Source organism: Actinoplanes sp. OR16, assembly GCF_004001265.1.
Classification (GTDB): Bacteria; Actinomycetota; Actinomycetes; order Mycobacteriales; family Micromonosporaceae; genus Actinoplanes.
In genome coordinates this window covers 5,315,139-5,338,827 of the sequence record NZ_AP019371.1, presented here as the reverse complement: position 1 = coordinate 5,338,827, position 23,689 = coordinate 5,315,139, and the positions used below count along the sequence as shown (strand labels likewise).

Sequence of the window (23,689 nt, the reverse complement as noted above, 5' to 3'; positions counted from 1 at the left end):
CGCGGACCTGGGTAAGGCAACAGTCCCCGGCCAAGCAGGCCGGCTCGGCGCCACCCCGACCACGCAGGCGAAAGCTCCCAAGCGACGGCCCCATCACGGCTCGGCGGGCGGACCGCTGGTGCCGCGCACTACCAGTCTCGGCTCGATCACCACTTCACGATGGTCGACCGCGGTGGACTCGATGCGGGCTACAGCTCGTCGCACCGCCTGGCCCGCCAGCGCGTCGACGTCCTGGGCGACCGTCGTGAGGTCGATGTGGGCGAGGCGGCTGAAGGTGCTGTCGTCGTAGCCGACCACGCTGATGTCACCGGGCACCGCATGACCGTTTCCGCGCAGCACGTCGAGCAGCCCCGTGGCGCTCAGGTCGTTGAAGACGGCCACCGCGGACGGCGGATCCGTCAGCAGCCGCGCCGCGGCGCTGACACCGTCCTCCTCGCCCGGACCGCCGGGAACGATCCGGATCAGCTCGGCCAGGCCGTGCCGGCGCATCGCCCGCTGGTAGCCCTGCCGCCGCTCGGCCGAGCCGGGCATCGTGCCGCCGTCGATGTGGGCGATCCGGCGGTGGCCGAGGTCGACCAGGTGGTCGACGGCCAGCTCGGAGCCGCGGGCGTCGTCGGTCCGCACCACGTCGACGTCGCGGTGGCGAATCCCGCGCATCATCGCGACCACCGGCATCCGGGCGGCGAGCGTGGCCAGGTCGGCCGTCCGGGTACGCGGACTGAACAGCACGAGCGCCTCGCACCGGTCCTGCAGCAGACCGTCGATCGCAGTCCGTTCGTCCCGCCGCGGCGTCACGGCGCTGAGCGTCACCTCGTACCCCACCCGGCCCGCCGCGTCGTAGAGCCCGGTCAGCAGATCGACGTGGAACGGATGCCGCGTGTCGAAGACGACGCCGAGCAGCCGTGACCGCCCGCTGCGCAGCAGGCGCGCCCGGCTGTCCGGCTGGTATCCGAGCCGCTGGGCGACTTCGAGAACCCGCTCCCGGGTGGCCGCTCCGGCACCGGCGGCGCCGCGCATCACGATCGACGCCAGCGCGACCGACACACCCGCCTCGGCCGCGACGTCGGCAAGGGTAGTGCGCCGCTCCCCTGACTGCATAGCCACGATCGTACGTTGTGAGAACTAGAACGTTCTATAACGCCGCACTACTAGAACGTTCTAGAGTCTCCTCCCGTGGACAACCTGACAGCCGGCCGCCGCTGGGCAGCTCTTCTCGCCCTCTCCCTGGGCGGCTTCGGACTCGGCCTGACCGAGTTCGTCGCCATGGGCCTGCTTCCTGAGATCGCCAGTGACCTCCTTCCCGCCGACTACGCCCGCTCGCACGCCGACGCCGTGGCCACCGCCGGCTGGATGATCACCATTTACGCCCTCGGCGTCGTCATCGGCGCTCCGACGATCGCCGCCATGACCGCGCGCGCCGCCCGCCGCCGTCTCGTCCTCAGCCTGCTCGGCCTGATGGTCGTGGGAACCGCCGCGTCAGCGCTCGCCCCCACCTTCGAACTCGTGCTGGCCGGCCGTTTCGTCGCCGCCCTGGCCCACGGCGCCTACTTCGGCGCCGCCGGCATCCTCGCCGCGAACATCCTCGGCCCGGGCAACCAGGGCAAGGGCGTCGCGATGGTCATCGGCGGCCTGACCGCGGCCAACCTGCTCGGCGTCCCGCTGATCACCGCGCTCGGCCAGTCGCAGGGGTGGCGTGCCGCCTACCTCGCGGTCGCAGCCGTCTTCGCCCTGACCCTCGTCGCGGTGCTGGTGACCGTCCCCGCGGTTGCCGCGGCGCCCGGCGGATCACCGCGCGCCGAGCTGGCCGCCTTCCGCTCCCCGCAGGTCTGGCTCGTGGCGGCGACCGTCGCGATCGGCACCAGTGGATTCTTCGCGGTCAACAGCTACGTCGCCCCGGTCACCACCCAGATCACCGGGCTCTCCTCCTCCACGGTCCCGTGGGTGATGGCCGTGATGGGCCTCGGCATGACCGCCGGTATCGCGGTCGGCGGCGTGGCCGCCGACTGGAACCTGCGCCGCACCGTGCTGATCGGCTTCATCGCGATGCTCGCCTCCGTGGTCGTCTTCGCCGCGACGGCAGCCCACCCGGCCGGCCTCTTCCTCGGCGCCTTCCTCACCGGCGCGGCCAGCCTCTTCATCGTCCCGGCCCTGCAGGCGCTGCTGATCGCCGCCGCCCCGGACGCCCAGCTCATGGGCGCGGCCGTGAACCAGTCGTCGCTGAACATCGCCAACAGCATCGGCGCGGCCCTGGGCGGAGCAGCGATCGCCGCGGGCTGGGGCTATCTGTCGTCGGCCTGGCTGGGTGTCGCCCTCACGGTGATCGGCCTGCTGCTGGCGCTGCTCAGCTTCCGCCACAAGGCCCCGGCCCCCACCGACAACCGCGAACCCGTCACGGTCTGAGTAAACCGATCACAAGGCAACGTAACCAAGGACTCATTAACTTGTCGCCGCAACAATCCGGAGATTGACTACATGGTGTGACCAACAAGCTCTTCACTCCGACCACGCTCGGTGCGCTCAACCTCCGCAATCGCCTGGTGATGGCGCCCCTGACCCGAATCCGCGCGGGCGAGGACGGCGTGCCCGGCGATCTCCTGGTCGAGCACTACCGGCAGCGCGCGTCGATGGGAATGATCATCACCGAGGGGACCTGGCCGGTCCGCGAGGGGCGTACCTGGATCGGTCAGCCGGGCATCGAGACGGCCGAGCAGGTCGCCGGCTGGCGGCGGGTCGCCGACGCCGTGCACGCCGAGGGCGGCACCATCGTCATGCAGATCATGCACGGCGGCCGGATCTCGCATCCGGCGATCAGCCTCACCGGCCGGACCGTCGCTCCCTCCGCCATCGCGGCGCCCGGCGAGATCCGCATCCCGGACGGCAAGACGCCGCTGCCGGTGCCGGACGCCCTGACCGAGCAGGAGATCGCCGGCATCGTCGCCGGTTTCGTGGCCGCCGCCCGCAACGCGATCGAGGCAGGCCTGGACGGCGTCGAGATCCACGGCGCCAACGGCTATCTCATCCACCAGTTCCTCGCTCCCAATGCCAATTCCCGGGATGATTCGTACGGCGGAACGCCCGCCGGCAGGGCCCGCCTGGCCATCGAGGTCGTCACCGCGGTGAGCGAGGCCATCGGTCCGGAGCGCACCGGGATCCGCGTCTCCCCGGAGCACAACATCCAGGGCGCGCTGGAGACCGACCCGGACGACCTGGCCGCCACCTATGCGGCCCTCGCCGACGGCCTCGCGCCACTCGGTCTCGCCTTCGTCGACGTGCTGCACCACGAGCCCGCCGGCGTGCTGACGCAGAGCTTCCGCAAGGTGGCCCCGGTCATCGCGAACACCGGTTTCGGCACCCAGACCACCCGGGACGAGGCGATCGCCCTCATCGAGCAGAACGTCGCGGAGGCCGCCGCCGTCGGCCGCGCGGCCATCGCCAACCCGGATCTCGCCGCCCGCTGGCAGCACGACACCGAGGAGAACGCGGCCGACCCGAGCACGTTCTACACCCCGGGCCCGCGCGGCTACACCGACTACCCGGCGCGCTGAGAGCCGGGGTCGAGCTCGGCGAGGCGAGCCCACGCGTACTCGTCCTCCGACTCCTCGGCCCAGGCCCGCAACTCGGTGATCCGCCCGGCGTCACCGAGGATGTCGGTGAGCCACCACCCGGCGTACTCGTCACCCGCCGCCACCCGCCGCCGCAGCAGCCGCCCGGTCTCGGCGAAGTCGCCACGCTCGGCGAGCTGCTCGGCGAGGCGGCGGGCGGCGTAGGCGTCACCCCCGGCAGCGAGTTCCCGCAGCACGCCGATCCGCTCCTGCCGCACGGCGAGGTCGACCCGCATCCAGCGGGCCCAGCCGTGGCCGTCCGCGACCCGCTCGTCCAGGAAGAACGCCGTCGCGAGGAGCTTCTTGGACTCCCCGCCACGGATCACGAGCTCGGCGGTGAAACGGTCGCGCACGCTGCGGTCGGGCAGGTTCCCGTCCCAGTGCCGCCGGGTATGAGACAGCCGGGCGGCCGCGGCGTCGTCCCCACGCGCGGCCCGTTTCCGCAGCTCAGCATCACCGAACTCGCTGTCGAGGTACCGCGCGAGCGTGATCGCCGCCGGGCCGTCGCCGGCATCGGCACGGTCGCGGAGTTCGCCGATCCGGCGCATCCGGGTCAGCAGGTGCGCCAGCAGGCCCGCGCAGTACCGGTCGCCGGCGTCGGCCCGGCCGCGTAGCAGAACCAGCGCCTCCTGGTCGCGGCCGCCGAGCAGCAGTGTCTCGGCGAGTCGCTGGGCCGCGTAGTCGTCCCCTTCCGCGGCGAGTTTCCGCAGCCTGGTGACCTGCTCGGGGATGCGGCGCAGGATCGCGGCCCAGAGTGCGGCGATCTCGTCACCGCCGCGTTCCCGGGCTCGGAGCCGGGCGATCGCGTCGTCGGTGCGGCCGTGTGCCGCGAGGAAACCGATCAGGTACACCGCGGCCCCCTCGGACCCGGCGTCGGCGCGCGACTGGAGAAGCGTCACCGCATCGTCGATCCGGCCCTGCTCGGCCAGCATCGCCGCGAGGTTCTCCACCGCGTACCAGTCGCCCGAGCCGGCCCGCCGCTGCAGATCGTCGATCCGGCCGGCCGAGCGCAGCGTGTCCACCAGTAGCGTGGCGACCGCGCTGTCCTCGGATGCTTCGGCACGGTCGCTGAGTTCCGCGAAGCGGCCGTGCCGGGCGAAGAGCTGAGCGAGCAGGAGCATGCTGTGCCGATTTGCGGTGTACCGATCCATCAGACTGGTCCGCGACCGGAGCAGCTCGATGGCATCGTCCAGCCGGTCCGCTGCGAGCAGCGCCTCGACCACCTCCTCCACCGCCTCCGCCTCGGTGCTGCTCGTCCGTCCCCGCAGAACCCCGCTCGCCTCGTCGAGGCGGCCGAGCCGCACCAGCGCCCGGGGCAGCCATGCGCCGTAGGGATGTCCGATCCCGAAGAGCTCGCCCAACCAGGGAAGGCCCGCCTCGAGGTCGCCGTGTTCGACGTGGTGCTGCGCCAGCGCCTCGATCGCCTCGATGGTGCTGTGGCCGGCGAGTTCGGCCAGATCCTCGTGGCGCCCTTCGGCCAGCAGCGTGGATACCAGCGCGCCGACCCAGATCTCCTCCCGCCGTTCACCGTCGCGCAGCGCCCGCAGCTGGGCATCGGAGTAGATCTCGGCTGCGTGCACCGCGCGCCTCGCCTCGGTCACCACCTCGATCGCGCCGTCGGCATAGCGCCGCAGGTCATCGACGCGCCGCCGGCGGCCGAGCCACTCCGCCAGCCGGGCCGCCGCCGTCCAGGACCCGATCCCGGCGAGATCGCGGAGCCGCTGGACGGCCCCCTCGTGCCCGAGCTGGATGCTTAAACTTTGCCGGGCGTGCCGGTCCCCGTCCGCGGCACGCCGCTGCAGGTCGGGAATCCGCCGATGCTCGCCGAGAGCCTCGGCGATGGTGTCTGGCGGGAGCTTCTCCCAGTCAGCGTTACCCTCCAGGCCCGAGGCGAGCAGCACGGCCGCCCGCAACGACGGTCCGAGCCGATCGAATCGCGCGATCAGGCCCGGCAGCAGGACGTCCCCTCCGGTCAGGCGGGGCCGCTCGGCGATCACGGCGGCGGCCTCCGTCCCGGCGTCGAACTCGGTCAGCAGCAGGTCGAACCGGCCGTGGCGCACCGCCTGTTCGAGGACTCGTGACCGGCCGGCCAGCCCGTGGGCGCGAGCCACCTCGATCGCCGTCTCGGCCGCACCGGCCCGGAAGAGGGCGACGACGACGTCGACCGCGACCGGCATGTCATAGCCCGGCAGTTCGTCGAGCAGGGGGACGGCCAACTCCGGGCACCCCTCGTCGACCAGAGCCCGGATGACGACCGCGGGCTCGAAGCCGTTGAGTAGCCGGGGAATCTCCTCCGCACGGCCGAGCCGGACCAGCGCGATCGCCAGAGGCCCGACCAGCCCGCTCTTCGCGGACCGGTAGAACTCGCGCAGGAGATCGAATCGTCCCTGCTCGGCGAGCACGTCGGCGACCTTCGCCGCCACCGCCTCGTCGGCGAGCAGGCCGGCGGGGAGGCGGGCCACGGCATCCGCGTGCGCGGCCGATCCACCGACCCGTACCACCCGGTCAGCGAGATGCTCCTGGAGCAGCACGTGCCGGAACTGGTAGACGGCGCCGGCCTGGCGCAGTGCGCCCCGCCGGTGGCCGTCGTCCAGGAACAGCCAGAGCCGCACGGGAAACAGTCCGCGGACGACGAGGCGGGCGTGCGTGATCCGGAAGCGCACCCAGGCCCAGCCGCCGGCCGCCAGTCCGGTCGTGATTCCGAAGACCGCCGCGGCCGCCGCCGCCATCGTGACCGCGCCCGGACCGCCGTACACCGGCCAGGACAGCGCGCCGACCAGGACCGCCGCGGTCAGCGCGTGCCGCACGGCGACGCCGCCGCACACCGCCCAGTTCTGCCGCAGGCTCGACCGGGGCCGGGTCCGGACGCCGGTGCGCGCCGGCCACGGCAGCCGCACCCCGGCGAGCATCCCGCACAGCAGCCCGCCGGCCAGCCCGACGACGAGAGCGATCACCGGACTCGTGCCGGCCGGCCGGGCCAGCGCACCGGCCAGCAGCCCGCCCGCCGCTCCGAAGGTCAGCCGGATCTGCCGTGATCGGATCCCGCGGACCCGGTCGGGCACGTACCGCAGCAGGACCACCGGCGGCAGGGCGTCGGGCCACAGCGGGCGGATCATGCCGCTGACGCCGGCGGCGACGACCAGAGCCGCGATCGTCGCGTCGAACACGGCCATCCGCGGCCCGCTGCGCGGCCAGGTGAGTGCCCCCGCCACCAGCGCCGCGAGCAACACCGGCAGCCAGCGGCTCAGCACCCGGGCCGCCCTCGGGTACCGGGACAGCACACCCGGGTCGATCTGCCACCAGTGCAGGTCCCGGTTCCCGGTGGTGTGCAGGTGATGAGCGAGCGTGCTCAGCCAGCGCCGGGCCTTGCCGGGACGGGGCGACCACGTCCGCCGCCGCTCGGCGGGCCGGGGCTCCTCCGCGTAGACGCCGGTCACGTAGGCGTCCATGAGCCGGTCGGCCAGCGCGCCGGCGTCCGGCAGGGTCAGCAGCTCGGCCGGGTCACTGCGCGGATCCTGGTACGCCGTCCGCGCGAGTCCCACCATCAGCGGCGTCGACAGCACCGATGCCAGCGCTCCGTCCGGATGTCCGTCCAGGTGCTCGAAGACCGGCTCCCAGCGGGGCTTGCCCGGTTCCGGGTAGCGGAGGAACTCCGCGGCGGCGGACGGTGTCACCGGCTCGATCTCGATCACCGCCGCTCGGGACAACACTTTCTGACCGGCGACGACTGCCTGCACGTACTCCTCACCACGGCAGGTCACCACGACCGGGCGCCACTCAGCGGCGTACCCGTCGAGTGCCTCCACACCGGCCGCGTGCCGCGCGGCCGGCAACTCGTCGAGCCCGTCCAGGATCGGCATGACCCGGCGCTGCTCGACGAGCAGGCGAGCCACCCGGTCCGGGTCGCCGTGCGCCTGCAGCACGTCGCCGTAATCCTCGGCGAGCCGCCGCACGACGAAGTCGTCGAGGTGTTCGGCCGGGTCCCAGACGTTCAGCGGCAGCAGAACCGGGACCGGTTCGTTCTCCTCCGGCGCCCGGAGCAGACCGAGCAACAGCAGGATCGCCAGGACGCTCTTCCCGGCGCCGGGACCGCCGAGCACCATGAGCTGCCGGTGCGGCAGTCCGCGATACGCGTCGACGATCTGCCGCACGTCACCCCGCAGGGGCATCTCGCGCCAGCCCGCGCCGGTGGTGTCGTCGAGCACGATCCCCCGGTTCGCGGCCGGCCGCCCGGTCGACGACCACCGTACGATGACCGGCGCCGGCCGGTTGACCTGCCGGAACGAGGCCTCCCGGGACCAATCGCCGGTGAGCCGGGCCGCGAGTTCGCCGGCCGCCCGGTCGAGGGCCTCGTCGTCGATCGGCGTGTGCGGCTTCCCGGTCAGCTTCTCGACGACGACCAGGGAGGCGCCGAGGCCACCCACGAAGAGCGCGATGATGTTGGCCCAGCCGACCCAGCGCTCGAACTCCTTCTCCGGTGCTCCGAACGCCTGGACGATCACCCACAGGCCGGGGGCGAGCAGCGCGACGGCGATCAGGGCCCAACCGGCCCGACCCATCCCTCGCTGTATCACATCGTCATCATGTACGAAGATCGAACTCCGCCGTGACCCGCATCGCCGCCGTCTTCACCAGCGATGCCGAGGTGACACATACCATCGGATCATGGCCTGTTCCCGGGGCGGTCCCGACCGTGTGTGACCATGCCACGCCGGCTGCTCACGTCCAGAGCGCCGCGCGCACCCCGTACCTGATCGGAGCCCGATGTTTCCCCGCAACACCCCGGATTCCTCCCTCCTGCGCGGCGTGACGCAGCGGCGGCTCGGCCGCCGTGACGCGCTGCGGCTCGGCGGTCTCGGCGCGCTCGGCGCCGCGCTGGCCGCCTGCGGGGTGGAGGGCAAGGGCACGCCCGCGGCGAGTGTCGACACCAACACCATCGCCACGTTCTGGGCCGGCAAGCAGCAGAACAACAAGGTCGACTTCGCCAACTGGCCGCTCTACATGGATCCGGAGCGGCCGGAGCTCAAGAAGTTCACCGAGAAGACCGGGATCGCGGTGAACTACCAGGAGGTCATCCAGGAGATGGGCCCCTGGTTCGCCAAGGTGCAGCCGCAGCTGTCGGCGAAGCAGGCGATCGGCTACGACCTCATGGTGATCACCAACGGGGTGCAGTTCGGGCAGTTCCGCTCGGCCGGCTTCCTCGCGCCGCTCGACCACAGCCGGCTGCCGAACTTCGCGGCGAACGCGGCGAAGGCGTACACGACCGAGTCGTTCGACCCGGGCAACCTGTTCAGCGTGCCGTGGGCGTCCGGGATCACCGGCATCGCCTACGACCCGGACAAGGTCGACCGGCCGATCACGAAGCTCGCCGACCTGTGGGACCCGGCGTTCAAGGGCAAGGTCGGCATGATGTCCGACCTGACCGAGCTCGCCAACTTCGGCATGCTCGCGGCCGGCGTGAACCCCGGCGACTCGGACGAGGCCGGCTGGAAGAAGGGCGCCGCGAAGCTCAAGCAGCAGAAGGAAGCGGGCATCGTCCGGCAGTACTACGAGCAGGACTACGTCGAGGCCCTCGGCAACGGCGAGGTCTGGATCACCCAGGCCTGGTCCGGCGACATCTTCCAGAAGAACCTCTCCGACGGTACGAACTTCAAGTTCGTCATCCCGGAGGAGGGCGGCACGATCTGGACCGACAACTTCGCCATCCCGATCACCGCGGCGAACCCGGTCGACGCCCTCATGCTGATCGACTTCTTCTACGAGGTGGAGAACGCGGCGTCCCTCGCCGAGTACATCAACTACGTGTGCCCGGTGCCCGCGGCGCAGGAACAGATCCGCGCTGACGCCGCCGAACTGTCCGGCGACGACAAGAAGGAGATGCTGGCGGTCGCGGAGAGCTCGCTGGTGTTCCCGAGCGAGGCCGACTACGAGAAGCTGCACTACTACGTCAGCTTCAACACCGCCGAGGAGCAGCGGGACTTCACCTCGGTCTTCGAGCCGATCGTCCTGGGCTAGACAGGAGAAGGGGCTCCGGAGGCGGGGCCCCTTCTCCTCGGGTCAGCTCGTGAAGAACGCGGAGATCTTGGAGGCCTCCGAGGTGACGGTGTCCGCTGACACGAGGTCGGCGGCCTGCGCGGTGAGCACCGCCGCCCGCCGGTCGAGCACCGTCTTCGCTGCCCCGCTGGTGTAGAGGGCGGCTTTGAGGTCGGCCTGCGCCGCGGTGTACTTCCCGGCGTACGTGGAATTGGCCTGGAAGCGCGTCACCAGGATGTTGGACCGCCCTCCGAAACCACCGCGGCCTGCCTCCTTGTCCCCGCCGCCTCCGGGGAAACCGCCGCCTCCGGGGAAACCGCCGCCGCCCTGGGCGGGCGCACCACTGGGCGCGGTCGCGGGCGCATCACCCTGCTGACCACCACCGCGCATGCCGCCACCTCCGCCCATGCCCCCGAAGGCCAGGTTCAGGTCCCAGTTCACCACCGTCATGATCTTGGATGAGCTGGTGTAGCGCAGGTACGAGTTGTTGCCCGGCCCGTCGATGTCGTCCGAGTTCTGGACCAGCTCCTGGAACGCCAGATACTTCGCGAACGCGTCCACGTCCAGGTATTCACCCAGATCAGAGCCGAAAGTCGCGTCATCGGACTCGTTGATGAACTTGAGGAACGCGATCAGTGGCGTGAGATCGTCGTCGCCGGCTTCCTGATCGAACACGTCCTTGTAACTGGCCGCGTCGTCACCCCGGTAGCTGTAGTCGCCGTTCGCCTCCGCCTTGTAGAGCAGCCCGGCGCCGTCGAAGTTGTCCGCGTCCCACTTGTCCCCCGGATTCTCCACGATCAGCCGCAGCACCTCCGTGCCGCCGTTGACCGACAGCCTGGTGGAGAACGACTTCTCGGTGGCGAGCCCGGCCTGCCCGAGCAGTTCCAGCGCGACCGCCTCGTTCAGCGCCGACTCGGTGTTGTTCGAGCGGACCACGAAATCGGTGTAGCCCTGGTGCGCCTGCCCGTCGACGTACTTGTCCAGGCGGATCAGCCAGGGCAGGTCCTCGGGCTTGTCGGAGGAGATGCTGGATCCGCCGGGTTGGTTCCCACTGCCGTTCAGCCCTCTCAGCGAGGAGTTGCCTTTCAGGCGCAAACCCGCTTTCTGGTACGTCGTACCGTCGATCGAGACGGCGGTCTCGATCCAGTCCTTCGTCTCGTCCTTGCGATAGGCCTCGATCATCGCGTCGTAGGCACTGTCCTCGAACGTCAGCTCGATGTCGTGCACCGTGCCGCTGTCGAAGATGGTCGCGTCCGAGCTGCCGCCGCTGGTCGACGACGTGGTCGCCTCCGCAGCGCATCCGCCGAGCGCCGCCAGGCCGAGGACTCCGGCGAGCGCGGCGCCGAAGCGGCGGCGGGAGAGTGTGTAGGAGTTGCCGGGTCCCGACATTGACGCATCATCCTTCGTGGCCGAGTTGCTGGACCCCTCCAGGAAAGTTCATCCGCTGTTGTTCTGGTTGTGCTGAGCCTGTGCGTTGCATGGGCGCGATTGACGCGCAAGGAGTAAGCCTTGTCGCTCGCTACTTGGTTTACGACTATAGTCGTGGGACATGAATAGAGTTGTGCTGATGGGTCCGGCCGAGGTCCGCGCGCGTCTGCGGGTCTCCCGCCAGCGAGCCCACCAAGTGATCAACCGGGAGGACTTCCCAGAGCCCTACCAGGTGTTGCCGCTGGGCAAGGTCTGGGACGCCGCCGAGGTGGAGCGGTGGATTCGCCGGCGCCGGCCGGGGCTGGCCGCCTACGGAGTCGCGTCGTCATGACCAGGGGAGGATCCGTGGATTTCGAAGAGATGTACCGTTCGGACACCCCGCCGCCCTGGGAGATCGGTGGTCCGCAGCCCGCTCTCGCCGCGGTTCTCGATGCCGGGGAGCCGCGCGGTCCCCGGGTTCTGGACCTGGGCTGTGGCACCGGTGATCTCGCACTGGCGCTGGCCCGGCTCGGTTTCCAGGTGACCGCGATCGACTTCTCGGCCGCGGCGATCGATCAGGCACGGGCCAAGGCGTCCGCCGAGGGCCTGACCATCACCTTCGACGTCCAGGACGCGACACGGCTCGATCTGACCGGCCACTTCGACGCGATCTTCGATTCGGGGCTGCTGCACAGCCTGGTCCGCAACGGCGCCGACGTCGACGCCTACCTGGCGAGGCTGCCCGAGCTCGCCGCGCCCGGCGCGACCCTGTTCGTGCTGGCGGCGGCGCTGGAGACGGAGGGCTGGGGCGTCACGGAGAGCTTCCTGCGCAGCGTCTTCTCCGCGCCCGCCTGGGTCGGCGCATCGGTCGAGGAGATCGACATCGCCGCCTTCCAGGGCGGCGCGCCACTCACTCTGCGCGGTTTCCTTCTGCGGGCGACGATCCCGATCTCGTACGCAGGGAGCTGACGACCACAACCCTGCCCTCTCCGGCATGCCCGTCCCCGGGCGTCATGGAAGGCCGGGCAGCACCGCCCGATCCAATTGGCCCGGGGTTCGCCGGCCCCGGATCGCGATGATCGCGTTGAGGCTGTGCTGACGGGTGCAGCGTTCCAGCTCGTCCCCCGCGACGTCGCCGGAACGCAGCATCCGCAACAGCTGATCGTGCTCGTCGACGGAGCTGACGAGCCGGTGCGCGGGCCAGCGGGAGGCGAGGACCCGGGAGGCGTCGATGCGATCCCAGGCGCTGTCCAGCGATTCGATCAGGTAGCGGTTGTCCCCCGCGGCGTACAAGATCCGGTGGAAGAGCCGGTGCAGCGCCATGACCTCGCCGTGCTGGTCGGCCGGCCCCCCGGCGTGAGCGCGCAGGGCATCGTTGAGCCGCTGCGCCTCGCCGATCGCGGCCGGCGTGATCCGGCACTGCGCGCGGCGCATCGCATAGCCGTCGAGCAGGGCGAGCATCTCGACGAGCTGCTCCCAGGCCTCGTCGTCGAGGGTGTTGACCCGGGCGCCGACGTTGCGTTCGAAGGTGATCAGGTTTTCGGCTTCGAGGCGGCGCATGGCCTCGCGCACCGGCACCGGGCTGACGTCGAGATCGCGGGCGATGGCACTCAGGACGAGCCGCTCCCCCGGCCCGTAGGTGCCGCCGAGGATCCGCTCCCGGATGGACCGGTAGACCGACTCGTGTTTCGACAACAGAGACGACATAGACCCCGTCCGCGTGATCGTATATCTTTCGATGGATCGTATACGATCCGAGTGTCGTAGCTACGGGGGCGTACGACAAACGCCGGTGCTGCCCGAGTGGGGGGCGGGCAGCGCCGGCGTCATCGCGTTCTAGGCCCTCAACCTCCGGTAAGCCCTGGCGGACAGCGGCATGAAGATCGCCGTCAGCACGAGTGGCCAGCCGAGAGCCAGCCACACCGCGCCGTCCTCCAGCACTCCACCGGTCACCCCGGTCGGATTGCCGAACAGTTCCCGGACCGCGGTCGCGGTGGCCGACAGCGGATTCCACGCCGCGATCGCCCCGAGCCACGCCGGCATCGTCTCCGCCGACACGATCGCGGTGGAGAGGAACCCGATCGGCCAGACCAGCACCTGCACGGCCGCCGTCGCGCCGCCGCCGCGGAACGTCAGCCCCAGGAAGATCCCGATCCAGAGCACGGCAAACCTCAAGAGCAACAGCAGCAGTACGGCGAGAGCCGCCGACGCCGGATCCGACGTGATCCGCCAGCCGACCAGCAGGCCGCCGGCGATCAGCACGAAGAGCTCCAGCACCGAGTTCGCCATGTCGGCGCCGACCCGCCCGAACGCCACCGACGCGCTCCCGATCGGCAGTGATCGGAACCGGTCGGTGATGCCCTTCTTCGCATCGTTCGCCATCGCCGTGGCGGTCGACTCGACGCCGAACATCATGCTGAGCGCCAGCATGCCGGGCAGCAGGTAGTCGATGTAGTCGCCGCCGCCCGGCAGAGTGATCGCCCCGCCGAAGAGGAACCCGAAGACCAGCAACAACATGATCGAGAAGAGCACCGAGAAGATCGGGCCCCACGGTTCGCGGACCCAGTGGGCGAGTTCCCGCTGAGTGAGGATCCAGCCGGCACGCATCGTGGTCATCGGCCACCTCCGGTCAGGGCCAGGAACGCTTCGTCGAGGGTGGGCCGGCGCAGTTGCAGGTCCTCCGGCGCTATATCGGACTTGTCCAGGATCCGGATGACCTCCTTGATGTCGGCGTTCACGGTGACCGTCCGGGCGTCGTGATCGACGACGGCGGGCTCCAGCCTCTGCGCCACCTCGTCGAGGGAGTCCTTGATCGACACGGTGACCGTCACCCGATCTCCCCCGACCTGCCGTTTCAGCTCATCCGGTGAGCCCTCGGCCACGACCCGGCCGTGGTCCATCACCGAGATCCGCGACGCCAGCTGGTCGGCCTCGTCGAGGTACTGCGTCGTCAGCAGCACCGTGGTCCCCTGCTCGGCGATCTCCCGCACGGTGTTCCACACCTCGTTGCGCGCCCGCGGATCGAGACCGGTCGTGGGCTCGTCGAGGAAGAGCACCGCGGGGGTGAGGATGAGCCCGGCCGCGATGTCGAGCCGGCGCCGCATGCCGCCGCTGTACGTGCTCACCGCCCGGTCGGCCGCCTCGGTGAGGCCGAACACGCCGAGCAGCTCATCGGCTCTGACCCGGGCGTCCGCCTTGCTCAACCCGTAGAGGCGGCCGAACATCACCAGGTTCTGCCGGCCGCCGAGCACCTCGTCGACGGCGGCGTTCTGCCCGACCAGCCCGATCCGGCGGCGGACCTCGGCGGACCGGGTCCGCACGTCGAAACCGGCCACGCTCGCCGAGCCTTCATCGATGTCGATCAGGGTGGCCAGCGCCTTCACCGCGGTGGTCTTGCCGGCGCCGTTGGGGCCGAGCAGGCCGTGGATGACGCCTTCGGGGATGTTCAGGTCGAAACCGTCGAGAGCGTTCAGGTCGCCGTACCGTTTGCGCAGTCCTCGGGCCGACAGGGTATGCACGGGCTCTCCTTAACTCCGTATACCTTACGGAAAATGCTGCGGCGAACACCGTACACCCCACGGGGTAATCTGCGCACATGGAGAATCGCGACGTCGACCGGACCTTGGAGCTGCTGTGGCGGCGCACCCTGGGAACTCCGCAGGGAACCCGGGGGCCGAAGAAGCGGGTCAGCGTCGACGAAGTGATCCAGGCGGGCATCGCCGTCGCCGACGAGGAGGGCCTGCCGGCGTTCTCGATGCGCAAGGTCGCTGATCGGCTGAACCTGAAACTGATGAGCGTCTACACGTACGTCCCTGGCCGCTCGGAATTGATCGGCCTCATGGTGGATGAGGTCATCGGCGAGCACCCGCATCCCCCGCACCACGGTGACCTGCGGGAACGCCTCACCGGCGTGGCCTTCCACCTATGGGACGAATTCCACCGGCACCCGTGGCTGCTGCAGGTGGAGAGCAGCCGTCCCTGGATCGGCCCCAACAGCTCCGATCGGTACGAGTGGCAGCTCGCCGCGATCGAGAACGCCGGCTTCAGCGACCTCGAGATGGACCAGGTCGTCACGATGCTGGGCGCCTACATCGCCGGTTCCGCGCAGGTCTCGGTCACGGCACGCCGCACCGCGGAGCAGTCGGGCATCTCGGACGCCGACTGGTGGGCGGTGAACGCGCCGATCCTGGAACGGGTCATGCCGCCGGGCGCGTATCCGATCTCCGGTCGCGTCGGCACCGCGGCAGGTGAGGAGTACAACGCCGTGGGCGATCCGGCGCGGACGTTCCGCTTCGGCCTGGACCGCCTCCTCGACGGCGTCGAGGCCTTGCTGGCACGGTAAGCGCTCCCAGGCACGGCCATGACCCGGGTCGCGATGACCGGCTTCGACCCCTGCGCCTCAGGAGCGCCGGCCGGCCATTCCGGCCGCCTGGCGGATCGCGTCGGTCACCTCGTCGGCCCGGGTTCGCTTGCCGGACCACTTGGCGGCGTTCGACTTCTGCACCGCCCAGGCCGCGACCGAGCCGCCCGAGTGCCGTTCGATGCTGAGCCCGGCATAGGCGCCGCCGAACCCCTTCACGTCGGTGAGCGGGACGGTGGTCGTACCCCACGGGTTCCGCACGATCAGCTCGTCACCGGTCAGCGTGACCGACGGCCGGATCGCGGTCAGCCAGATCGCGAGCGCGCTGACGACCAGGACGACCGTCCCGAAGACCGGTCCCGCGACGGCGAACCCGTAGCCGGTCACCACCACACCGCCCGCGACCGTGCTGATCTTCCCGGCCGGCGTGACGCCCCATGTCTGGCTCATGGTGGTCGATCATTCCAGAGCGGTATCGGCACGGCGAGGTACGGTCGCCCCATGGACGTTCTGGTAGCCGGCGGACACGGCAAGATCGCACTGCGGCTCCTCGGGCTGCTCGCCGCCCGGGGTGACCGCGCCCGCGGCCTGATCCGCAAGCCTTCGCAGGCCGCCGACCTGGAAGCGGTCGGCGCGATCCCGGTGATCGGCGATCTCGAGGCCGACGCGACCTTGGAGCCGTACGTGAAGGGCGCGGACGCGGTGGTCTTCGCGGCGGGCGCGGGCCCGGGCAGCGGCGACGCGCGCAAGGCGACGGTCGACCTGGGCGGCGCCGTCAAGCTCACCGACGCGGCGCGAGCCCTGGGCGTACGCCGCTACGTGATGATCAGTTCGATCGGAGCGGACCGCCCGGAGGCGGCGACGGGTTCGATGCTGCCCTACCTCAAGGCCAAGGCCGACGCCGACCGCCACCTGATCGAAAGCGGCCTCGACTACACCATCACCCGCCCCGGCTCGCTGACCGACGACCCCGGGACCGGCCTGGTCACGCTGACCACCGAACTGGGCAACCGAGGCCCGATAACCCGAGACGACGTGGCCGAAGTCCTAGCCGAAATCCTCCGCACCCCGTCCACGATCGGCACGGTCGCCGAACTCTTCAACGGCGAAGTCCCCATCACCGAAGCAGTCAAGTCCCTGCACCCCTGACACCAAACCAGCCAGGTCCGCACACCTCTCAAGGCCGCGCCGTGGCTCCCGCCCTACAGCTCACGCCACCGAGCCGTAGCCCACACACCTTCCGCGCGCCCGATTCCGTGGCCGGGCTACGGCTCGCTGCGTCGGCCTGCTGCTTTGGGTTGCTGCTGGCGCGTCGGTGACAGGCTCCGAGCGCGGGGTCGCGGGGGCCCAGGTCGTCGCGCGGCGCCGGCACCGGCACCGGCCTGGCTCCCTCACTCTCTCTCGGATCTTGGGCGATGTTCGACCGCCGGATGTGCAGGATCGCCCAAGATCGCAGGAGGGCAGAGGACGGAGGGGCAGAGGACGGGGGCGGCCACGAGCGCACGCGGCGGGAACTCGGCGGCTGTCCGGGCCGGCTGCACGCCAGCGCTGCCTCGACGCCGAAATGTCGCTCTGCGGTACAGCCAGGCGAGACTGGCTGCACATCAGCGCTGACCCGATGCCCGAAATGTCGCTCCGTGTACAGCCGGACGAGACTGGCTGCACGTGTCGCTAGAACGGCTCTTCTCATCCGTGGGCCATCCTCCGTGGTGCAGCCTGGCGAGACCGGCTGCACGTCAGCGCCGACCCGCCGCCCGAAATGTCGCTCTGGTGGGCAGCCATTCCGCGCGGCTGGGAACTCCAGGGACGGTTCCGGTCGGACTTGGAGGTCTGGATCGGGTGGCCGCGGGGCGTGAGGGCGCACCGGGGATGGCGGCGAGTATGGCCGGGCGGAGGTGGCCGCAGGTGTGGTGCGCCACGGGACGGGGACGGCTCGGGCGGGACGGGCGCCATCCCCGTACAAGGAAAAGGGAACTTGATCGCCCCCGGCGTGGAGAGCCGGGGGCGAGTGGGAGGCTAGGCCAGGATGGTGCTGATCTGCTCGGTGGGGAGGCCGAGGGCGGCGCCGACCAGGTCGTTCGTCAAGGTGCCGGCGTGGACGTTGAGGCCGAGGGCGAGTGCCGGGTCCGCGCGGAGGGCGTCCTTCCAGCCCAGGTCGGCGAGGCGGAGGACGTACGGGAGCGTCGCGTTCGTGAGGGCGTACGTCGATGTGTTCGGCACCGCGCCGGGCATGTTCGCGACGCAGTAGAAGACCGACTCGTGGACCTGGTAGACCGGGTCCTGGTGGGTCGTCGGGCGCGAGTCCTCGAAGCAGCCGCCCTGGTCGATGGCGATGTCGACGAGGACCGAGCCGGGCTTCATGCGCTTGACGAGGTCGTTGCTGACGAGCGTCGGGGCTTTCGCGCCGGGCACCAGGACCGCGCCGATCACGAGGTCGGCCTCGATGACCGACTGCTCGATCGCGAGGGAGCTCGACACGAGCGTCTTCACCCGGCCGCCGAACTGCGCGTCGATCTGGCGCAGACGCGGAATGCTCAGATCAAGAACGGTCACGTCGGCGCCGAGGCCGAGGGCGATGGTGGCCGCGTTGACGCCGGAGACGCCACCGCCGATGACGGTGACCTTGGCAGGTGAGACGCCCGGGACGCCGCCGGGGAGCACGCCGCGGCCGCCGCTGTTGCGCATCAGGCTGTACGCGCCGACCTGCGGTGCGAGCCGCCCGGCGACCTCGGACATCGGGGCGAGCAGCGGCAGCGAGCCGTCGGTGAGCTGCACGGTCTCGTACGCGATCGCCGTCGTCCCGCTGTTGAGCAGCGCATTCGTCCCCTCGGCGTCGGCCGCGAGGTGCAGGTACGTGAAGAGCACCTGGCCGGACCGCAGACGGTGGTACTCGGAGGCGATCGGCTCCTTGACCTTGAGGACCATGTCGGCCGCGTCCCAGACCGCGTCGGCGTCCGGGGCGATCGTGGCGCCGGCAGCGATGTAGTCCTCGTCGGTGATCGCGGAACCCACCCCGGCGCCGGCCTGGATCAGCACCTCGTGGCCGTGGCGTACCAGCTCGACCACGCCGGCCGGGGTGATGGCCACCCGGTACTCGTGGTTCTTGACCTCTTCGGGCACGCCGACGCGCATGGGGTTGTCCTTTCGACTTCGTTGTCCTCTGGCGATAGGGTGGAACGATGTGCAGCAGACCGGCAAGTGCAGCGAAGATGATTCTGTTCGTTACACTGCCCGGGCATTTTCTTCACGCCGGCCCGCTGCTGTGACCGATCTTCCGAAGGATGTTCGAGGCCTCGATCACATCGATCTGGAACTGCTGAGCCTGCTGCGGGCCGACGGCCGGATGCCGAACAACGCCCTCGCCGACCGTGTCGGCATCGCCCCATCGACGTGCCTCACCCGGGTGCGGCGACTGCGGGAGCTCGGGGCGATCCGCGGCTTCCACGCCGACGTCGACCCGGCCTGGATCGGCCGCCCCATCCAGGCGATGATCGCTGTTCGAATTCGGTCAGACGCCCGGGACGGCATCGGCAAGTTCGCCGAGTCGCTCGCCGGGATCCCCGCCGTCCGGGACGTCTACTTCGTCTCCGGCTCCTACGACTTCCTGCTCCACGTGGCAGCAGCCGACGTCGACGACCTGCGCAATGTGATCACGGAGCGGCTGAGCAGCACGCGCCTCGTCGCAGGCACCGAAACGTACCTGATCTTCGAACACCGGCGCGGCGCCTGATTCCCCACCTCTGATCATCACGTGGTCAGGGTCAACATCGGATTCCTTGTACGGGGATGGCGCCCGTCCCGCCCGAGCCGTCCCCGTCCCGTGGCGCACCACACCTGCGGCCACCTCCGCCCGGCCATACTCGCCGCCATCCCCGGTGGGCCCTCACGCCCCGCGACCACCCGATCCAGACCTCCAAATCCCACCGGAACAGTCCCCGGAGTTCCAGCCGCGGCGAAATGGCTACCCACCAGGGCGACATTTCGGGCATCGGGCCGGCGCTGACGTGCAGCCAGTCTCGCCCAGCTGTACCGCAGAGCGACATTTCGGGCGTTGAGGCAGCACTGGCGTGCAGCCGGCCCGAACAGCCGCCGAGCTCCCACCGCGTGCGCTCGTGGCCGCCCCTCCGCGCTCTAGCCTCTGCCCCTCTGCCCCTCTGCCCCTCTGCCCCTCCGCTCCTCCGCTCCTCTGCCCCTCCGCTCCTCCGCCCCTCCGCCCCTCTGCCCCTCCGCTCCTCCGCTCCTCCGCTCCTCCGCTCCTCCGCCCCTCCGCCCCTCCGCCCCTCCGCCCCTCCGCCCCTCCGCCCCTCCGCCCCTCCGCCCCTCCGCGATCTTGGACGATCCTGCACATCCGGCGGTCGAACATCGCCCAAGATCCGAGCGGGAGCCAGGCCGGTGCCGGCGCCGCCCGACGACCTGGGCCCCGCGACCCCGCGCTGGGAGCCTGTCACCGACGCGCCACCAGTAACCCAAAGCAGCAGGCCGACCCAGCGAGCCGTAGCCCGGCCGCGGAATCGACCGCGCGAATGGGTGCATGGGCTACGGCTTAGTGGATGAGCCGTAGCCCAGCCACGGAATCGGCCACGAAGGAGGTACCGGGCCTACGGCTCGCCGCACGACAAGACACAACTCAACCGCCGTCGGTGCCGGCGGGTGGATACGTGACATGCGGCTCGGCGCGCGAATGGGGTGGGCTGCGGTCGCGGGAAGGCGGGACGGACATGGGGTGGGACGGCGGGACTGATAGGAGGAGGAGCGTCACCACTCACTCAGGCCGCCCGCCCCTGGGGCGCGGGATGGACGCGTAGCGGCCAGCGGCCCGGGGTGGGCCCTCGGCGTGAGCTGCGGTCCGCACCCACCACCCCAATGCGACATCTTGAATTTGACCTTGGCGCCCTCGCTTCTCTGTTAGGAAAGTTTGCTTTATATTCTTGTCACACCAGTGAATTGATGAACGTCATTGGAGGTGTGGCATGCGCAAGTTGCTCGCCCTGTTCGCGGTCGCCGTGGTCGGCGCCGCCGGATCGTTGCTGGCGGCATCCCCGGCAGCGGCGCACGGGTACGTCTCCTCGCCGCCCAGCAGGCAGGCTCTCTGCGCACAGGGAGTGATGTCGTGCGGGCAGATCAAGTATGAGCCGCAGAGCGTCGAAGGGCCGAAGGGGCTCAAGACGTGCAATGCGAACGTGGCCGGGTTCGCGGAGCTCAACGACGACAGCAAGGGCTGGCCGGCCACGAATGTCAGCACGTCACAGACCTTCACCTGGGTCAACACGGCACGGCACGCGACGGCCAACTGGGAATACTGGATTGGCGGCACCCGGGTCGCGTCGTTCAGCGGGAACAACCAGCAGCCGCCGGCGACGCTGTCACACACGGTGAATCTGAGCGGATATTCGGGGCGGCAGAAGATCCTTGCCGTATGGAATATCTCGGACACCGCGAATGCGTTCTACTCGTGCATCGACGTCAATGTCGGCGGGAGTGGCGGCGGTACTCCGACGACGCCGCCGCCCACCGGGAATTGCGGCGGAGTGAGCGCGTGGGCGAGCTCGACCGTCTATGTCGGCGGGAACTTCGCTACCTACAACGGCCGCAAGTGGAAGGCCCAGTGGTGGACGCAGGGCGAGACGCCGGGCGTCGCGAGCGTCTGGGTGGATCAGGGAGCCTGCTAGGAGAAAGGGGCCCGTGCCGGAAGAATCCGGCACGGGCGCCACAGCGTCAGAACGCCGCGAGCACGGAGCCCTGGTACTTGTCCTCGATGAACTTCTTCACCTCGGCCGAGTGCAGCAGCTTCTCCAGCTTGACGATCCGCGCGTCGGTCTCGTCGCCGGTGCGGACGACGACCAGGTTGGCGTACGGGTTGTCGTCGCCGGTCTCCAGCGCCAGCGCGTCGGCCGACGGCTTGAGGCCGGTCTCGATCGCGTAGTTGCCGTTGATCACCGAGATCGCGGTGTCCTCGAGGCTGCGCGGGAGCTGAGCCGCCTCCAGGGACTTGAACTGCAGGTTCTTCGGGTTCGCGGTGATGTCCTTCTCGGTCGCCTTGACGCCGACGCCGTCCTTCAGCGTGATCAGGCCGTTCTTGGCGAGCAGGCTGAGCGAGCGGCCCGAGTTCGACGGGTCGTTCGGGATCGCGACGACGCCGCCGTTCGGGACATCGGCGATCGCCTTGACGGTCTTGGAGTAGACGCCGAGCGGCTCGATGTGCACCGGCTTGAGCGCGGTGAACTTGTAGCCCTTCGCGGCGACCTCCTCCTCCAGGTACGGGATGTGCTGGAAGTAGTTGGCGTCGATCTGCTTCTCGCTGAGGGCGACGTTCGGCTGGATGTAGTCGTTGAACTCGACGATCTCCAGCTTGAGGCCTTCGGCGGCGGCGAGGTTGTCGGAGACGTACTTCAGGATCTCGCCGTGCGGGACCGGGCTGACGCCGACCTTCAAGACGTCCGAGTCACCGGATTCGTCGGAGGAGGATCCGCACGCGGCCAGGCCTCCGAGAAGGAGCGAAGCGGCGGCGAGCACGGCGAGGGAGCGGCGGCGCATGGTGGAACCTTTCATCTATGGGAGAGCCGGCGGACGAGGACGTCGCCCACCATCTGGACAAGCTGGACGAAGATCACCAGGGCCACGACCGTCGCGATCATGACTTCGGTCTCGAAGCGCTGGTAGCCGTAGCGGATCGCGAGGTCGCCGAGGCCGCCGCCGCCGACCGTGCCGGCCATCGCGGAGTAGCCGATGATCGCGATCACGGTGATGGTCAGGCCGGCGACCAGGGCCGGCATCGCCTCGCGGAGCAGCACCTTGCCGACGATCTGCGTCCGGGTGGCGCCCATCGCGACGGCCGCGCTGACCACGTCTGGCGGGACCTCACGCAGGGCGGACTCGACGATCCGGGCGAAGAACGGGATGGCGCCGATGGTCAGCGGCACGATCGCCGCGTCGGTGCCGATCGTGGTGCCGACCACCAGCCGGGTGAACGGGATGATCGCCACGAGCAGGATGATGAACGGCAGCGAGCGGCCGACGTTGACGATCACACCGAGCACCGCGTTGACCGGGCGCGCCTCCAGCAGCCCGCCCTTGTCGGTGAGGATCAGCAGCACGCCGATCAGCAGGCCGCCGATCGCCGTCAGCAGCGTCGCCACCCCCACCATCCAGGCGGTCTCCTGGAATCCGGTGCCGAGCAGCTCGAACGTTTCTTCCCAGGTCATTTCGCGACCTCCACGAGCGCGCCCGATCTACGAAGGAAGTCGACGGCTTCGCGGTTGTCCTCGCCGGGGAGGGCGAGCCTCCACCTTCCGGCGCGCGTCGCGGCGAGCGTTTCCACCGACCCCGCCAGGATCTGTACGTCGAAGTCGAGCTTTCTGGCGAGCTCACTCAGAATCGGGCGATCCGCATTCTCGCCACTCACCGTCACGTCGATCACCGTCGAGCCGGGGATCGCGGTCGGCGCCTCGATCGGGAACAGGTCACGGGCCAGCTCGGAGTCCTCGCGCAGCAGGTCGGCGACCCGCCCCGACTCGACGAACCGGCCGTCCCGCATCACCGCCGCCGACGTGCAGATCCGCTTCACCACGGTCATCTCGTGCGTGATCAGCAGGATCGTCAGCCCGAGGCGTTTGTTCAGGTCGAGCAGCAGCCGCAGGATCGAATCCGTCGTCTCCGGGTCGAGCGCGGACGTCGCCTCGTCGGAGAGCAGCACCTTCGGCCGTGCCGCGAGAGCCCGGGCGATGCCGACACGCTGTTTCTGGCCGCCGGACAGCTGGGCCGGGTACGCGTCGGCGCGCTCGGTCAGCCCGACGAGGTCGAGCAGCTCGGCGACCCTCCGGTGACGCTCGGCCCTCGGCGTCCCGGTGATCTCCAGTGCGAAAGCGACGTTCGCTGCCACGGTGCGCGACGACAACAGCGCGAAATGCTGGTGGATCATCCCGATGCCGTGCCGGGCGATCCGCAGCTCCTTGCGGCGCAGCTTCGTCAGATCGACACCGTCGACCTCGACCGTGCCGGCGTCCGGCTTCTCCAGCATGTTGACGCACCGCAGCAACGTGCTCTTGCCGGCGCCGCTCTGGCCGAGGACGCCGTACACCTCGCCCTCGCCCACGGACAGGTCGACACCGGCGACGGCATTGACCGTTCGCTGGCGTGAGCGGTACGACTTGTGCAGACCGCTGATTTCAATCACGTAAAACACCCTGGTCAGCCGATGTGACGAGCATCGCAAAACCTACTCAGCTGATGGGTTTTGCACCGCGGCCAAACATAGCGTTCAGTACGCCGCGACGCCAATTGATGTAAC

Annotated in this window: 20 protein-coding genes; 9 read left to right on the top strand and 11 right to left on the bottom strand. The window is 70.0% G+C overall.

The features are described from left to right. Nucleotides 1-93: 93 nt before the first annotated feature. Nucleotides 94-1,098, bottom strand: a complete 1,005-nt coding sequence (locus EP757_RS24325) for a LacI family DNA-binding transcriptional regulator (RefSeq protein ID WP_127549684.1) — start codon at nucleotides 1,096-1,098, stop codon at nucleotides 94-96. A gap of 75 nt (nucleotides 1,099-1,173) precedes the next feature. Between EP757_RS24325 and EP757_RS24320 the strand changes: the two genes are divergently transcribed. Continuing rightward, nucleotides 1,174-2,400 (top strand): MFS transporter, encoded by a 1,227-nt coding sequence (locus EP757_RS24320; RefSeq protein WP_127549682.1) that lies wholly within the window; start codon nucleotides 1,174-1,176, stop codon nucleotides 2,398-2,400. Nucleotides 2,401-2,477: 77 nt separating this feature from the next. Further along, nucleotides 2,478-3,545: an alkene reductase gene (locus EP757_RS24315; protein ID WP_127549680.1), complete on the top strand. Its 1,068-nt coding sequence runs from the start codon at nucleotides 2,478-2,480 to the stop codon at nucleotides 3,543-3,545. Here the strand turns inward: EP757_RS24315 and EP757_RS24310 are convergent. Further along, nucleotides 3,530-8,161, bottom strand: a complete 4,632-nt coding sequence (locus tag EP757_RS24310; RefSeq protein ID WP_127549678.1) for a hypothetical protein — start codon at nucleotides 8,159-8,161, stop codon at nucleotides 3,530-3,532. The genes EP757_RS24315 and EP757_RS24310 overlap by 16 nt on opposite strands. A gap of 205 nt (nucleotides 8,162-8,366) precedes the next feature. On the opposite strand from EP757_RS24310, the gene EP757_RS24305 reads away from it, so the two are divergent. Then, the gene (locus EP757_RS24305) at nucleotides 8,367-9,617 is read left to right on the top strand and encodes a spermidine/putrescine ABC transporter substrate-binding protein (protein WP_127549676.1); all 1,251 of its coding nucleotides are present in this window, start codon (nucleotides 8,367-8,369) and stop codon (nucleotides 9,615-9,617) included. Between the two features lie 42 nt (nucleotides 9,618-9,659). On the opposite strand, the gene EP757_RS24300 is transcribed toward EP757_RS24305, so the two are convergent. Continuing rightward, nucleotides 9,660-11,024: a CotH kinase family protein gene (locus EP757_RS24300; RefSeq protein WP_127549674.1), complete on the bottom strand. Its 1,365-nt coding sequence runs from the start codon at nucleotides 11,022-11,024 to the stop codon at nucleotides 9,660-9,662. A gap of 160 nt (nucleotides 11,025-11,184) precedes the next feature. Between EP757_RS24300 and EP757_RS24295 the strand changes: the two genes are divergently transcribed. After that, entirely contained in the window at nucleotides 11,185-11,394 is a 210-nt protein-coding gene (locus tag EP757_RS24295) for an AlpA family transcriptional regulator (protein WP_174262441.1), read from the top strand. A gap of 14 nt (nucleotides 11,395-11,408) precedes the next feature. Beyond that, nucleotides 11,409-12,011, top strand: a complete 603-nt coding sequence (locus tag EP757_RS24290; protein ID WP_232049977.1) for a bifunctional 2-polyprenyl-6-hydroxyphenol methylase/3-demethylubiquinol 3-O-methyltransferase UbiG — start codon at nucleotides 11,409-11,411, stop codon at nucleotides 12,009-12,011. A 42-nt stretch (nucleotides 12,012-12,053) separates the two neighbouring features. On the opposite strand, the gene EP757_RS24285 is transcribed toward EP757_RS24290, so the two are convergent. The 3 genes from EP757_RS24285 to EP757_RS24275 form a co-directional block, all read right to left on the bottom strand. Next, on the bottom strand, nucleotides 12,054-12,749 hold the full coding sequence (locus EP757_RS24285; RefSeq protein WP_127549670.1) for a GntR family transcriptional regulator: 696 nt from the start codon (nucleotides 12,747-12,749) through the stop codon (nucleotides 12,054-12,056). Nucleotides 12,750-12,878: 129 nt separating this feature from the next. Continuing rightward, nucleotides 12,879-13,658 (bottom strand): ABC transporter permease, encoded by a 780-nt coding sequence (locus EP757_RS24280; RefSeq protein WP_127549668.1) that lies wholly within the window; start codon nucleotides 13,656-13,658, stop codon nucleotides 12,879-12,881. Beyond that, the gene (locus EP757_RS24275; RefSeq protein ID WP_127549666.1) at nucleotides 13,655-14,560 is read right to left on the bottom strand and encodes an ATP-binding cassette domain-containing protein; all 906 of its coding nucleotides are present in this window, start codon (nucleotides 14,558-14,560) and stop codon (nucleotides 13,655-13,657) included. The genes EP757_RS24280 and EP757_RS24275 overlap by 4 nt, the downstream gene beginning before the upstream one ends. 77 nt (nucleotides 14,561-14,637) lie before the next feature. Between EP757_RS24275 and EP757_RS24270 the strand changes: the two genes are divergently transcribed. After that, a complete protein-coding gene (locus EP757_RS24270) occupies nucleotides 14,638-15,384 on the top strand; it encodes a TetR/AcrR family transcriptional regulator C-terminal domain-containing protein (protein WP_127549664.1) in 747 nt (248 codons plus the stop codon). Nucleotides 15,385-15,441: 57 nt separating this feature from the next. Here EP757_RS24270 and EP757_RS24265 read toward each other — a convergent pair whose 3' ends face one another. After that, complete coding sequence (locus tag EP757_RS24265) at nucleotides 15,442-15,852, bottom strand: PH domain-containing protein (RefSeq protein WP_127549662.1); 411 nt, start codon at nucleotides 15,850-15,852, stop codon at nucleotides 15,442-15,444. A gap of 51 nt (nucleotides 15,853-15,903) precedes the next feature. Here EP757_RS24265 and EP757_RS24260 point away from each other — a divergent pair, with 51 nt between their 5' ends. Further along, nucleotides 15,904-16,551, top strand: a complete 648-nt coding sequence (locus EP757_RS24260) for an SDR family oxidoreductase (RefSeq protein ID WP_127549660.1) — start codon at nucleotides 15,904-15,906, stop codon at nucleotides 16,549-16,551. Nucleotides 16,552-17,418: 867 nt separating this feature from the next. Here the strand turns inward: EP757_RS24260 and ald are convergent. Continuing rightward, the gene (gene ald / locus EP757_RS24255) at nucleotides 17,419-18,534 is read right to left on the bottom strand and encodes an alanine dehydrogenase (RefSeq protein WP_127549658.1); all 1,116 of its coding nucleotides are present in this window, start codon (nucleotides 18,532-18,534) and stop codon (nucleotides 17,419-17,421) included. 130 nt (nucleotides 18,535-18,664) lie between these two features. Here ald and EP757_RS24250 point away from each other — a divergent pair, with 130 nt between their 5' ends. Together EP757_RS24250 and EP757_RS24245 are read left to right on the top strand one after the other, a co-directional pair. Next, the gene (locus EP757_RS24250; protein WP_127549656.1) at nucleotides 18,665-19,132 is read left to right on the top strand and encodes an Lrp/AsnC family transcriptional regulator; all 468 of its coding nucleotides are present in this window, start codon (nucleotides 18,665-18,667) and stop codon (nucleotides 19,130-19,132) included. 1,240 nt (nucleotides 19,133-20,372) lie between these two features. Further along, on the top strand, nucleotides 20,373-21,071 hold the full coding sequence (locus tag EP757_RS24245) for a lytic polysaccharide monooxygenase (RefSeq protein ID WP_127549654.1): 699 nt from the start codon (nucleotides 20,373-20,375) through the stop codon (nucleotides 21,069-21,071). A gap of 46 nt (nucleotides 21,072-21,117) precedes the next feature. Here EP757_RS24245 and EP757_RS24240 read toward each other — a convergent pair whose 3' ends face one another. The 3 genes from EP757_RS24240 to EP757_RS24230 are packed head-to-tail and all read right to left on the bottom strand — an operon-like array spanning nucleotide 21,118 to nucleotide 23,575. Then, nucleotides 21,118-21,936 carry a MetQ/NlpA family ABC transporter substrate-binding protein gene (locus EP757_RS24240; protein WP_127549652.1) on the bottom strand — a complete coding sequence of 273 codons (819 nt, stop codon included), beginning with the start codon at nucleotides 21,934-21,936 and terminating at the stop codon, nucleotides 21,118-21,120. Nucleotides 21,937-21,947: 11 nt separating this feature from the next. Then, entirely contained in the window at nucleotides 21,948-22,604 is a 657-nt protein-coding gene (locus tag EP757_RS24235; protein WP_127549650.1) for a methionine ABC transporter permease, read from the bottom strand. After that, nucleotides 22,601-23,575, bottom strand: a complete 975-nt coding sequence (locus EP757_RS24230) for a methionine ABC transporter ATP-binding protein (protein ID WP_127549648.1) — start codon at nucleotides 23,573-23,575, stop codon at nucleotides 22,601-22,603. The genes EP757_RS24235 and EP757_RS24230 overlap by 4 nt, the downstream gene beginning before the upstream one ends. Between the last annotated feature and the right edge of the window lie 114 nt (nucleotides 23,576-23,689).

Excerpts from the sequence above, each read along its gene's own strand:
- EP757_RS24240 (WP_127549652.1), bottom strand. The coding sequence starts at position 21,936 with ATGCGCCGCCGCTCCCTCGCCGTGCTCGCCGCCGCTTCGCTCCTTCTC.
- EP757_RS24325 (WP_127549684.1), bottom strand. The coding sequence starts at position 1,098 with ATGCAGTCAGGGGAGCGGCGCACTACCCTTGCCGACGTCGCGGCCGAG.
- EP757_RS24285 (WP_127549670.1), bottom strand. The coding sequence starts at position 12,749 with ATGTCGTCTCTGTTGTCGAAACACGAGTCGGTCTACCGGTCCATCCGG.
- ald (WP_127549658.1), bottom strand. The coding sequence starts at position 18,534 with ATGCGCGTCGGCGTGCCCGAAGAGGTCAAGAACCACGAGTACCGGGTG.
- EP757_RS24305 (WP_127549676.1), top strand. The coding sequence starts at position 8,367 with ATGTTTCCCCGCAACACCCCGGATTCCTCCCTCCTGCGCGGCGTGACG.
- EP757_RS24280 (WP_127549668.1), bottom strand. The coding sequence starts at position 13,658 with ATGACCACGATGCGTGCCGGCTGGATCCTCACTCAGCGGGAACTCGCC.
- EP757_RS24295 (WP_174262441.1), top strand. The coding sequence starts at position 11,185 with ATGAATAGAGTTGTGCTGATGGGTCCGGCCGAGGTCCGCGCGCGTCTG.
- EP757_RS24265 (WP_127549662.1), bottom strand. The coding sequence starts at position 15,852 with ATGAGCCAGACATGGGGCGTCACGCCGGCCGGGAAGATCAGCACGGTC.
- EP757_RS24245 (WP_127549654.1), top strand. The coding sequence starts at position 20,373 with ATGCGCAAGTTGCTCGCCCTGTTCGCGGTCGCCGTGGTCGGCGCCGCC.
- EP757_RS24260 (WP_127549660.1), top strand. The coding sequence starts at position 15,904 with ATGGACGTTCTGGTAGCCGGCGGACACGGCAAGATCGCACTGCGGCTC.
- EP757_RS24270 (WP_127549664.1), top strand. The coding sequence starts at position 14,638 with ATGGAGAATCGCGACGTCGACCGGACCTTGGAGCTGCTGTGGCGGCGC.
- EP757_RS24300 (WP_127549674.1), bottom strand. The coding sequence starts at position 11,024 with ATGTCGGGACCCGGCAACTCCTACACACTCTCCCGCCGCCGCTTCGGC.
- EP757_RS24310 (WP_127549678.1), bottom strand. The coding sequence starts at position 8,161 with ATGGGTCGGGCCGGTTGGGCCCTGATCGCCGTCGCGCTGCTCGCCCCC.
- EP757_RS24235 (WP_127549650.1), bottom strand. The coding sequence starts at position 22,604 with ATGACCTGGGAAGAAACGTTCGAGCTGCTCGGCACCGGATTCCAGGAG.